The sequence below is a fragment of the Flavobacterium algicola genome (assembly GCF_022399565.1).
In the GTDB taxonomy this organism is placed as follows: Bacteria; Bacteroidota; Bacteroidia; order Flavobacteriales; family Flavobacteriaceae; genus Flavobacterium; species Flavobacterium algicola.
This window is the reverse complement of record NZ_JAJTUT010000002.1, coordinates 414,841-427,752: the sequence shown is the minus strand read 5'-3', so window position 1 is coordinate 427,752 and position 12,912 is coordinate 414,841. Positions and strand designations below refer to the sequence as shown.

Sequence of the window (12,912 nt, the reverse complement as noted above, 5' to 3'; positions counted from 1 at the left end):
TCTATTCGTTTAAAATTAATTTGCTAGCCAAATCCAGCATTATTTTCTTGCGTTTTAAATCCATTTTTAGAGGCAGCTGAGCCAAACCAATTAATCGTCGCATTATTTCGGTACCTACAAAACCATTCAAAATAGATTTATTCAATTGTTCGTATCCCTCATACTTATCAGCGACCTTAGCAATGAGAGAATCATCCTGACCCGAAAGATACAGATGTGCTATAAATACAGCCAAATCAAATTCTCTAGAACCGTAGAAACAAAATTCGGGATCAATCACTTTAATTCCCTTTTCCGTTTGCAACCAACTTCCTGGGTAATAATCACCATGCAACAAATGCTTCCCTTTCGACAGATACAAACCTCCCAAAACTTCAACTTTTTGACGCAGTTGTGCATTTTTTTTATAAGGCATCGCTACTTTTTGCAATCCTTCTTGAACAGTATCCAAATCAAAGCCATTTGCCTCCATAAACGGATACTTAAAAATGTGTTCGTGATTCAATAACCTCATTTCATTATTCACCAGTTCGTCATCAATTCTAGTTTTGACGAAAGCTTTGTGCAATCCGCTTAAATAAGATAGTAAAGTTTCTAAAGCTTCCTCAGACATCTGCTCACCATCTTGGTACAAAATGGTAAAATCATTTGAAGGTCCCAGATCTTCAATCGCCATCAATTTATTAGGAACATCTACCCCTATTTTCTTTGGCATAAAATCCTGTAAAAAAGGGAAGTCAATGATTTTATCATAAAACGCAGCTTCAATAATTACGCGTTCTTCTGGCGCAGCCACCTGCGGGTATTTCTCCACATAAGCACGCGATTGCTTGATTATAAAGGTGCGATTACCAGTATCTACACGCAACACGCAATTCATATTCCCAGCTCCCGGAGTAGATAAACCAATCACTTTTTCATCGGCAGACATCCAGTTTAAATTTCTCAAGCAGTCCGTCAAAGATTCCGGATTATTTGCATCCAATACAAACATATATTTCTATTTAAAATTATAATTTAATTCTTTTTAGCGTTTCCGCCAAAAAAAGGCGGGCGGGCTATCCGTTATATCTTTTGTGAAGCCCCGATGTATCGGGACATCACAAAAGGATACCACTCCTATCCCTAACGCAAAATAGGGTAAACAAGGAGCGATTTTTAAAATAAATAACGCACCCCAAACTGAAACTGTCTTGGCGGTGAAGCATTACGTTGCGTAAACAGTCCACTAGCGCTAGAACCTCCTTGAATTTGGTTACTTTGCGTCGCATTATTACTGTAGCCACTTAAATTTTCTGCATTTAGCAAGTTAAAAACGTCCGCTCTTACTTCAATTTTATTTCCTCCACCCACTGCAAATTGGTGCTGTAGTCCCAAATCAAAAGTGGTATTCCAAGGTAAGCGGTCACTATTTCTACTTTCTCCAGGAAAACGATCGCTGTTCCCCGTATATGCATCTGCAAAACTAGCTCCATCTCCATTTAAATCGGTCGTTCCAAATCCTAGCGGAATTCTGTTTATAGGTTGCCCACTTTGTAACAATCCTGTAAAAGTAACTGTTGTTCCCTTAAATGGATAGTATGTGTAAATTCCGTTGATATTATGTGTTCTATCATTGACAGATGGTCCCCATTCTGCAGCATAATTATTGGCATCTGCTGGTCTAAAGTTGATTCCGTCCGTATCATTTTTACTAGAAGATAAAGTATAATTCAAACGGTAAGAGTAATCATCTTTACCTCTTGCTTTTTGGTAATTAAAACTCATTGCATAGTAACGAGACTTTCCTTCGTTCTCACTCATAATCACATTACGCGCAATACCTGTATAAGTTTGCCCATTGATGACAGCACTACTCAAACCACTACCATCGGTAGATATAGGAATCGGTCTACTTGCATCAGCTTGTGCTACCGTTCTTATTACCACATTGTTTGGATCTACTGGATATTCTGCCGCAGCATTCAAATTACGCAGACGAGATAGATTCTCACCTCTATTGTGCACTACATCAATATAAAACAAGCGCTCATCAGACAATTGCAATTGGTATCCCAGAGCAAATTCATGTGTAAAGGGATTCTTGTAACCATTTGGGTTTAAAATTCTTCTTTCGTTAGAAAAAACACTTTCTCTTTGTCCTTGCAAGTCTGCAGCCGATGGTCCATTTAGATAAGTAACATTATTTACCGTAGCATTTAGATTCCCGTTGTACGTAATTGCATCAACGTTAGTATTTGAAGGTAATAGTCCCAATCTTTTTAACTCTTCTAATTGTATCTTATAACTAGCCGAGGTTGTATTTTGCTGCAACGCGTCGCTGTAGATAGCATAAAGTATTTTATCGTATGAAATTCCGTAACCCCCTCGCAAGCTACTATCGTTATTTAATTTGTAATTAAAATTAAAACGAGGTGCTAGATTATTATAATCCCCTTTATCGCTTCCTCCTTTTGATAAATTATCGTAATCGTAACGCAAGCCCACCGTAACATTCAAGCGATCAGTTACCGACCATAAATCTTCGATATAGGCAGAGTAAATATCTTGATGCGTTCCAAATGAAGTTGGTCTCAATTCCACATCATAACGCAAAACCTGTGCATCTGCAGGGATATCATTGATGTTCAAAGCCCCGCCGATACCACTATTTTTGATTTGATCAATTTGAGTTTGCGTTAATTTGACTCTATAATTTCCTATAGGGTTACCACCTCCAAACAATTGGTGATCACCGCGAATGAAGTTTAACCCTGCTTTGAAAGTATGATTCTCTGTATAGTACTTTACCTTTTGCTGAATTTGAAATGTATTTTCTACAGCATCAAATACATATCCTGGATTTCCTATTACTCCCAGCGTTTCATCATTTACACCCAAAATAGTAACCTGCGAACTGTTTGGATTAAAAGGTTTGGCGTAGTTCCATCTAAAACGACTGTATTGAACATTCGTTTCTCCTGAAATATCTCCCAATTTATAGCTGTTTTTTAAAGCTAATAAAATACTGTTACGTTGTTGTGAATTTCCTGCAGATCCAAATGTAGATCCACCCTCCAAACCTCCACCTTGACGCTCAACATCAATAACTCCAACATTTGCACGCAATGAAGAGTTAAAGTTCGAATTCCAAATTTGGTCAATCTTTGTCGAGAAATAATTAAATTGATTGGTTCCTCGTAGCGTTTCTGACACTCCCAATACCGGAACATTCAGTAAATTATCTTTTATATCTGTTGTATGTTCAAAGTTTACATAGTAAAATGTTTTGTCTTTTACCAACGCACCGCCTACCCCAGCACCCCATTGATAACGTGCAAAACCATTTTTAACTTGATTACCCGATAAATCACGTTGTGCAAAACTTGACTTTCCGTCAATGCTTGGTCCTGGTCTTGTGATAAAGAAAACTTCACCTGTCGTTTCATTAGAACCAGAACGAGGTGTAATATTGATGATTCCACTACCCGTTAATCCATATTCTGCTGAAAAATTATTGGTTAAGACTGTAATATCTTTTACAAATCCAGACGGAATTGCAAATTTCTGACCACCCAAAAAACGTTCGTTATTGTCCATCCCGTCAATTAGGTATGAGGTGAAACCAGAGCTAGCACCATTAATACTTACATTGGGAGCTTCGGCATAGAAACCGGTTGCTTGAGATACATTTGGTAAGCGGTATAATACGCGGGTAACATCTCGCCCTTCTACAGGAATTTCCTGAATTTCGGCTGCTTTCATTTCAAAAGAAACTTCTGCATCCCTTCTATTTATTTTAGAACCCGAACCTGTTGCGATTACGATTTCATTTAACTCTTGTCCGTTGGCTTTTTGCAGTACCAAATTTATACTGGGACTTTGATTCGATCGAACACTTAACATCTCCGAACTAATTGGTGCAAAAATTATATTTCCTTCAAAAGATACTTGGTATCCGTCTAGCGCAGGAATACCGCGGAAAATTGCTTTACCTTGTACATTTGTAGTTTGTTCTATCGATACATTTCTGGCGGCATTGGCCAATTTAATGGTAATATTAGAAACCGGTGTTTGGTTGTCTCCATCAATGATAGCTACAGTAAGATCTTGTTGTGCCAATGCAATCGTAGATACGCAAAGCATTGCCCAAATGAAAAGTTTTTTCATAGATTATAATAAAAGTGAATACTTAAAACTTGATTTATAGGTTATAAATTAAGCAAGCACCGGTGATCCTTTATTATAAAATTGTTTAAAGTAAGTAGTAAAATAAGATATACTCTTATAAGTAAAAAATGCAAACTGCTCCAGAATCAAAGCAATTAGAAAAGCCTTTAATCTTGACGAATGGTTTAATCCTAAAAGAGATTCTTGAAAAGAATGGTAATCGTGGAAATCTTTTAATCGCGGAAGTAGAAAAATACTTTGACCAGCAAAAATATTTTTTAAGTTGTTAAACACAGTATCCGTTTGCCAAGCAATCGATTCAAATTTTTGTGAATCAAATCCTTGTTTAGAAATCCCCATCAAATAGACTCCACCGCTCCAATCAGCACCCAAAATAATATCTTGGTACTCCAAATTTCTTGCAGCTTCAAGTAGAAGAGTAGTCGATAAGGATAAACTATCATTACCTATTACGATTACTTTTTCAAAACCTTTATCAAATACACTTTGAACAGCTGCCGTAATTTTACTGCCAAAGTGATCACCAACCTGAGTGGTCTCATCTGAAATAAAATAAGGAAGATGGGTATTTTTAATAATTTGAACGGCCTTTTGATTCAGCTTTTTCCATAACAAAATATTGTTCTTCGCATGAGAACTTATATTTTTTGACAATGCTTCTCTTTGCTCTGTTTGAGCAAAAAGCAAAATCGCAGTTTTAGGATGTGAATCGTTTTGGTTATTCATAATTTTTTAGACGCAGCCAAATAGCATCCCTGACATTAATATTAAAAAATTCGAAACAATTTTTACATTCTGATTCCAAAGATTAAAAAGAAGTACTTCTTTTCCTAACATTTTTATCTGAAAGATTTCATTACTATATACGCTGCTTCTAGGTATCTGGTTTTATAATTACTATCTTTTTTTTCGAAAGCGTAGAATTGTTTACCTATTTAAGTAGGACAAATCTAAAGGTCAATTCTGCAAATTTGGAGCACATGCAAAGAAATAATATAATGTTCAAAAATGGTAACCAGTAGAACTATTTTACCAAGTCTAACATTGTCAAACTGTTACAAATTAAAAAATCCCGGAATATCCGGGATTTTTAATTATTTTAAAAATGATAACTATTATTTTAAGCCAGCAATACTTTGTTCAATTGTCTCAATTTTTGCAATAGCATCTGCTTCTTTTTGTCGTTCGTTTGCGATAACTTTTTCTGGCGCACCTGCTACAAATTTTTCATTCGACAATTTTCCTTGAACCGATTTCAAGAAACCTTTGGTATAGGCCAATTCTGCTGTCAATTTTTCTATTTCTGCAGCAACATCAATAGTACCTGCAACCGGAATAAAGTATTCATTCGAATTTACACGGTATGATAATGCGCCATCAACTTTTTCTGCTACATATTCAAATGATGCCAAATTACCTAATTTAGACACTACAGTATCAAAATAAGTAGAAATTGAATCGTTATTAATTGCTTTCAATTCGATAGCATCTTTAAACGGAATATTTTTGTCCTTACGAATTGTTCTAATTCCAGAAATAATTTCCATTGTTACATCAAAATCTACTATCAAGCTAGCGTCAAATGATTTTGAATCTGGCCATGTTGATACAATCAAAGCTTCCTCTACAGATCTTTCAGCAATCAACTGCCAAATTTCTTCGGTTAAGAATGGCATGAAAGGGTGTAGTAATTTCAAGTTATTTTCTAGCATTTCGATTGCTTTTGCAAAAGTAATACTATCAATAGGTTGTTGGTAAGCTGGTTTAATCATTTCTAAGAACCATGAACAGAAATCATCCCAAACTAGTTTGTAGATTCCCATTAAAGCTTCAGAAATTCTGTATTTATCAAAATTATCTTCAATTTCAGCCAGCACTTGTTGGAATTTTGCTTCGTACCATTCAATAGCCACTTTTGATGATTCTGGTTGTTCTATTTCGCTAGAAACTTCCCAACCTTTAATCAATTTAAAAGCATTCCAAATCTTATTTGAAAAACCTTTCCCTTGGTTACACAATTCTTCATCAAACATAATATCATTACCAGCAGAAGCACTCAAGAGTAATCCCACACGTACACCATCAGCACCAAATTTCTTAATCAACTCTAATGGTTCAGGCGAATTTCCTAATGACTTAGACATTTTACGTCTTTGCTTGTCACGTACCAAACCTGTCAAATACACATTTGTAAATGGTTTTTCTCCTGCATACTCGTACCCTGCAATGATCATACGAGCAACCCAGAAAAATAAGATATCTGGACCAGTAACCAAATCATTGGTGGGATAGTAATACTTAAAATCTGCGCTTTCAGGATCCATAATACCTCCAAAAACAGACATTGGCCACAACCAAGAAGAGAACCAAGTATCTAGGGCATCAACATCTTGTCTAAGGTCAGAGATTAAAAGTGAGGAGTTAGAAGTTTTAGCTTGCGCCAAAATCACAGCTTCCTCGATAGAAGCAGCTACAACAAAATCTTCTTTTCCATCTCCATAAAAATAAGCTGGAATTTGCTGTCCCCACCACAATTGACGAGAAATGTTCCAGTCTCGAATGTTGTTCAGCCAATGCGCATATGTATTGTTAAAACGAGCTGGATGTAATTTTACATCACCATCTACCAATACTGATTTTATCGCTGGCTTCACCAAATCTTCCATTTTAAGGAACCATTGGTCTGATAATCTTGGCTCGATAACCGATTTGGTTCTTTCAGATGTTCCTACTTTATTTAAGTGCGTTTCTGTTTTGGTTAAGTCTCCTTTTTCTTCCAGTTCTTTGGCAATAGCCTCACGAACCACAAAACGATCTTGACCTTGGTAGTGCATACCAAAACTATTAAGAGTAGCATCTTCATTAAAGATGTCAATGATTTCAAGATTGTGCTTCTCCCCTAGTGTTTTGTCATTCATATCATGGGCAGGTGTTACTTTCAAACATCCTGTTCCAAACGTAATGTCAACATATTCATCCTCAATAATCGGAATCACACGTCCACATATAGGTACGATTGCTTTTTTACCTCTCAAATGTGTAAAGCGCTCGTCATTTGGATTGATACAGATAGCGCTATCACCAAAAATAGTTTCAGGACGCGTTGTTGCGATTGTCAAATAATCTTCTGTACCTTCAATTTTATATCTTAGAAAATATAGTTTTCCTTGTCTTTCTTCAAAAATAACTTCTTCATCCGATAAAGTAGTTTTTGCTTCTGGATCCCAGTTAACCATACGGTATCCGCGGTAGATTAATCCTTTGTTGTACAAATCCACAAATGATTTGATTACAGAGGCTGACATATCAGGATCCATGGTAAATTTAGTTCGCTCCCAGTCACAAGAGCAACCTAATTGTTTTAATTGCTCCAATATAGTACCACCATACTTTTCTGTCCAGTCCCAAGCATGTTTTAAAAACTCTTCGCGTGTCAGGTCATTTTTATTAATTCCTTCTGATTTTAATTTCGCAACCACTTTCGCTTCTGTAGCAATAGAAGCATGGTCAGTACCAGGTACCCAACATGCATTAAAACCTTTTAAACGCGCTCTACGAATTAATACATCCTGAATTGTGTTGTTCAACATATGCCCCATGTGCAGCACCCCAGTGACATTAGGAGGTGGGATTACAATAGTGTATGGTGTTCTATGGTCTGGTTCAGAATGAAAATAGTTGTTTTTCATCCAGTAGTCATACCATTTATTCTCAATTGTTTCGGCGTCGAATTGTGCGGGAATTGTCATTTTATCGTAGATAAGTTTAATCATTAAATTAGAAAAATTTCCTTGAACTATCATGTAAATAAGAGCGTTTGGAAATCATCTTTTGTACTTTGGTCTGATTCTTGTAATTCTATTTGGGAACAAAAGTAAATAATAAAGTACACTATAAAAAGCGAAATAAAAATTTGTGTCCTAATTAAAAGCAAGTATCTTTACTTTGACAAAAACAAAAACCATGAAAAAACTAGCCACTTTTATCGCATTCGTGCTGTTCTGCAGTATCGGATTTGCACAAAATGGTGCTAAAATTGACTTCAAAGCCCAAAACAACACCATCGATTTTGGAACTATCAAAAAGGGTTACGATAATGGAGTTCGCGTATTTGAATTTGCAAATACAGGAAACGCCCCATTATTTATTTATGCCGTACAGTCAACTACTAGTTGTATCATTTTATCAAAAACACCAGAGACAATACAACCTGGCAAATCTAGTAAGATTGAAATTAAATACATTTTAACTCCTGGCCCAATTAGAAAAACAATTACTGTAGAAACTAATGCCGCAAATTACGACGGCGGGAGAATACCTTTAAAAATTAAAGGGGATGTCATTGCTAATTAAGCAAAGCTATCTTCTTAAAATAACCATAGTAGGTTAAAATTCGTGTTATTATTATCATTTTTTAACGATTTTATAATTCGATATTAAAACATTTTATTAAACGGTAAAAGAATATGCGTGTTCACAAAAAATTCGCAAATTTGTACCAAACCATCATTAACATGCCTAATATCTCCATTAGAGGAAAAAAAATGCCTCAGTCTCCAATACGTAAACTTGCTCCATTTGCAGACATTGCAAATAGAAAAGGACTAAAAGTTTACCATCTTAACATTGGTCAACCAGACATTAAAAGTCCAGAGAAAGCAATTGAAGCCATCAAAAATATCAATCTAGACGTTATTGCATATGGTCCATCTGAAGGGAATAAAAGCTACAGAAAAAAACTAGCTTCCTTCTTTAGAAGACAACATGTAAACGTAGATACAAAAGATATCATGATTACTACTGGTGGATCTGAAGCCTTGTTATTTGCAATGGGAAGTATTATGGATCCAGGTGATGAGGTTATTATTCCAGAACCTTTCTATGCCAACTACAGCGCCTTTTCTGAAGAGTCAGGAGCTAAAGTTGTGCCTGTTACTTCTAATTTTGAAGATGGATTTTCATTGCCATCTATCGAGAAATTTGAAAGTTTAATTACCCCAAAAACAAAAGCGATATTAATTTGTAATCCAAGTAACCCTACAGGTAACTTATATTCAGAACAAGAAATCTCACAATTGGGAGAGTTGGTAAAAAGACATGATTTGTTCTTAATTGCTGATGAGGTTTATCGTGAATTTATTTATGATCCAGAAGACATTCATTATTCTGTAATGAATCTTGTTGGTCTAGAGCAAAACGTTATCATGATTGATTCTGTATCCAAAAGATATAGTATGTGTGGTGCTCGTATTGGTTGCATGGTTACCAAAAACAAAGACGTAATTGCTACTGCAATGAAATTTGCACAAGCGCGTTTATGTCCTCCTACAATTGAGCAAATAGCATGTGAAGCTGCTATTGATACGCCAAAGAGTTATTTTACAAAAACGATTAAGGAATATAAAATACGTAGAGATACGTTGATAACTGAATTAAATAAGGTCGAAGGTGTTGAAGTTACTTTACCTAAAGCTGCATTTTATTGCATCGTTAAATTGCCAGTTAAAGATACCGATCACTTTGCCAAATGGTTATTGAAAAATTATGAATTGGATGGTGAAACGGTAATGATAGCTCCTGCGGCAGGATTTTATTCGACTCCGGGAATGGGTAAAAATCAAGTGCGTATGGCTTATGTGTTAAAGAAAGAAGACTTAATTCGCTCGGTAGTGATATTGAAAGAAGCACTTAAAGTGTACAAAGCCATCAAATACAAGAAACCAATGGTCATTGACTAATAAAGTAAATTTAACTTTGATTGTAATTATTTGAACACTGACAATCAGATTACCAGTAGTTTTATAATATTTTACAAGACTGAATTTACATATATAAAACACAAAATTACAATAGAAATAACGGTAGCGACCCATACAAATGGTTGTACCGTTATTTTTTTAATATAAAAAGTTTTATTTAACTTTTGTCGAATTACATAGTTTGATATTAATTAATTAACTTTGCTCGCTTAAAAATAACCGCTTTTATAATAGAATAATTTGATGATACATAGTGAAGAATTGCATGATGAAATAGGAGATAATCATATTGCTACATCTGCAAAAAACCCAGTTCGAGACGATGCTTTTGAAATAAGTGACGAAGAAAAAATTGAATTGATCAAGAAAGATGTTGAAAGCATTCTACAAACGCTAGGAATGGATTTGACAGATGACAGCATCAAGGGAACACCTAATCGTGTGGCTAAGATGTTTGTAAAAGAAATCTTTGGTGGATTAAATCCAGACAAAAAACCAAAAGCTTCTACATTTGATAATAATTACAAGTATGGAGAAATGTTGGTTGAAAAAAACATCACCCTCTACTCTACTTGCGAACACCATTTATTACCTATTATTGGAAGAGCACATGTTGCTTATATTTCTAGTGGTAGAGTTATTGGTTTATCAAAAATGAACCGTATCGTTGAACATTATTCAAAAAGACCACAAGTACAAGAACGTTTGACAATGCAAATTGTGCAAGAGCTTCAAATTGCACTAGGAACAGAGGATGTTGCCTGTGTTATTGATGCCAAACACCTTTGTGTAAACTCTCGCGGAATTAAAGATATCGAAAGCAGTACTGTTACATCTGAATTTGGTGGAAAATTTAAAGAAGAAAAAACAAGACGCGAATTCTTGGATTATATCAAACTAGAGACAAAATTTTAATATAAGTCATCCTTCACAGGAAGATAGTATAGAATTATAAAAGTTTCAATCGTACCCATTTGCCCTAGCCCTGATGGAAGCGGCATCCTTTTTATGGCTTTTTTTGCCATAAAAAGATACAGCGGACAGCAGGAATAAGCTCCAAAAAAAAATAAAATGCCTTTATATAGCACTCAAAATATCAAATTATACAATTCTCTTTCTGGAGAAAAAGAAAATTTTACCCCAATTCATGAGGGTAATGTAGGGATGTATGTTTGTGGTCCAACTGTTTACAGCAATGTGCACTTGGGAAATGTGCGTACTTTTATGTCGTTTGATATTATTTTTCGTTATTTGATTCACTTGGGCTACAAGGTGCGCTACGTGCGTAATATTACCGATGTAGGACATATGGTGGATGATATTGATGAAGGTGAAGATAAGATTGCTAAGAAAGCACGTTTGGAGCAATTGGAACCTATGGAAGTTGTACAACGTTACACGGTTGATTTTCATCAGACTTTGAAAGCGTTTAACTTTTTACCTCCGAGTATAGAACCTACGGCTACAGGTCATATCATAGAACAAATTGAAATTATAAAGCAAATAGTAGCTTCTGGAATTGGTTATGAAGCTAATGGATCTATCTATTTTGACGTAGTTAAATACAATGAAAATCATAATTATGGTATTCTAAGCGGTCGAAATATCGAAGACATGCTTGCTAATACAAGAGATTTGGACGGCCAATCGGACAAGAAAAATCCGCAAGATTTTGCTTTATGGAAAAAAGCAGAACAGCAGCACATCATGCGTTGGCCATCTCCATGGGGAGAAGGTTTCCCAGGTTGGCACCTAGAATGTACTGCAATGAGTACCAAATATCTTGGTAACCATTTTGACATACATGGTGGCGGAATGGATTTAAAATTCCCTCATCACGAGTGCGAGATAGCACAGAATGAAGCTTGCACGGGACAAACTCCTGTAAATTACTGGATGCATGCCAATATGCTTACCCTAAACGGTAAAAAAATGGCTAAGTCTACCGGAAACAATATTTTACCCGGCGAAATACTTTCTGGCGACAACACTATACTGAGCAAACCGTTTCCCGCTTCTGTAGCTCGTTTTTTTATGTTGCAAGCACATTACAGAAGTATTTTGGATTTTTCTGATGATGCCATTGTAGCCGCTGAAAAAGGTTATAAACGTTTGATGGAAGCACTGGACACTCTAAATCAAATTCCTACCAGTAAAACCAGCAGTCTTGATATTGCAGCATGGAAACAACTTTGTTATGATGCTATGAATGACGATTTTAATACACCAATTTTAATTGCTCATTTGTTTGAAGGCGTTCGCTACACAAACATTTTGAAAGATGGTAAAGAAACTTTGACTGAAGCAGACTTAACTACTTTTAAAAAGGCCATGAATGACCTTTTATTTGATGTGTTGGGATTAGAAAATGAAAAATCATCTAATAGTCAAAATGACAAACTGGAAGGCACTGTTAATCTACTAATCGAAATGCGCAATCAAGCACGAGCCGATAAGAATTTTGCATTGTCTGACCAAATTAGAGATCAGTTACTTGCAATTGGAATTCAATTAAAAGATGGTAAAGAAGGTACTAGCTTCACAATATAAATAATTAGGTTCAATTGTAAATTACAGTTGAACCTTTTTCCTTTCGCACTCAAAGAATTTTCACTTTACAATGCTTCTGTTTTTGTAATTTTATAATCTGCTTAAAATGAAATTAACGACTCCCTTTGTATTTCTTGTTCGTTTTTATCAATCGGCTATTTCACCTTTTACCCCTGCTACTTGTCGATTTGAACCTACCTGCTCCTCGTACATGATTGAAGCTTTGCAAACTCATGGTTTACTCTATGGTGGCTATCTAGGACTGAAAAGAATTTTGAGCTGTCACCCTTGGGGGAAAACGGGCTACGACCCCGTTCCTAAGAAAAATTGTGATCACCATAACACAAATTAAGGTTGTTAAACTGTTCTTAATAACCAGCCATAACAGCAAATTAATATTGAAACTCTAAACTAAAACTGTATTTTTACCCCA

The 12,912-nt window shown here is 35.5% G+C and carries 9 protein-coding genes; 5 read left to right on the top strand and 4 right to left on the bottom strand.

Features of this window, described 5'->3' with window-relative positions:
• Position 1: 1 nt before the first annotated feature.
• The 4 genes from LXH21_RS08630 to LXH21_RS08615 all read right to left on the bottom strand — a co-directional run bounded on the left by LXH21_RS08630 (position 2) and on the right by LXH21_RS08615 (position 7,919).
• Positions 2-994 (bottom strand): phosphotransferase, encoded by a 993-nt coding sequence (locus LXH21_RS08630; RefSeq protein WP_239864743.1) that lies wholly within the window; start codon positions 992-994, stop codon positions 2-4.
• Positions 995-1,158: 164 nt separating this feature from the next.
• Positions 1,159-4,149: a TonB-dependent receptor gene (locus LXH21_RS08625; protein ID WP_239864741.1), complete on the bottom strand. Its 2,991-nt coding sequence runs from the start codon at positions 4,147-4,149 to the stop codon at positions 1,159-1,161.
• 48 nt (positions 4,150-4,197) lie between these two features.
• Positions 4,198-4,896: a DUF2064 domain-containing protein gene (locus tag LXH21_RS08620; RefSeq protein WP_239864739.1), complete on the bottom strand. Its 699-nt coding sequence runs from the start codon at positions 4,894-4,896 to the stop codon at positions 4,198-4,200.
• 389 nt (positions 4,897-5,285) lie between these two features.
• Positions 5,286-7,919 (bottom strand): valine--tRNA ligase, encoded by a 2,634-nt coding sequence (locus LXH21_RS08615; RefSeq protein ID WP_239865774.1) that lies wholly within the window; start codon positions 7,917-7,919, stop codon positions 5,286-5,288.
• Positions 7,920-8,133: 214 nt separating this feature from the next.
• On the opposite strand from LXH21_RS08615, the gene LXH21_RS08610 reads away from it, so the two are divergent.
• From LXH21_RS08610 to yidD, 5 genes are all read left to right on the top strand, one after another.
• Positions 8,134-8,523 carry a DUF1573 domain-containing protein gene (locus LXH21_RS08610; protein WP_239864737.1) on the top strand — a complete coding sequence of 130 codons (390 nt, stop codon included), beginning with the start codon at positions 8,134-8,136 and terminating at the stop codon, positions 8,521-8,523.
• Between the two features lie 161 nt (positions 8,524-8,684).
• Complete coding sequence (locus tag LXH21_RS08605) at positions 8,685-9,908, top strand: pyridoxal phosphate-dependent aminotransferase (protein WP_239865770.1); 1,224 nt, start codon at positions 8,685-8,687, stop codon at positions 9,906-9,908.
• A 264-nt stretch (positions 9,909-10,172) separates the two neighbouring features.
• Positions 10,173-10,844, top strand: a complete 672-nt coding sequence (folE, locus tag LXH21_RS08600) for a GTP cyclohydrolase I FolE (protein ID WP_239865760.1) — start codon at positions 10,173-10,175, stop codon at positions 10,842-10,844.
• A 156-nt stretch (positions 10,845-11,000) separates the two neighbouring features.
• A complete protein-coding gene (cysS, locus tag LXH21_RS08595; RefSeq protein WP_239864735.1) occupies positions 11,001-12,479 on the top strand; it encodes a cysteine--tRNA ligase in 1,479 nt (492 codons plus the stop codon).
• A gap of 106 nt (positions 12,480-12,585) precedes the next feature.
• Positions 12,586-12,831 carry a membrane protein insertion efficiency factor YidD gene (gene yidD, locus LXH21_RS08590; protein ID WP_239864733.1) on the top strand — a complete coding sequence of 82 codons (246 nt, stop codon included), beginning with the start codon at positions 12,586-12,588 and terminating at the stop codon, positions 12,829-12,831.
• Positions 12,832-12,912 lie beyond the last annotated feature (81 nt).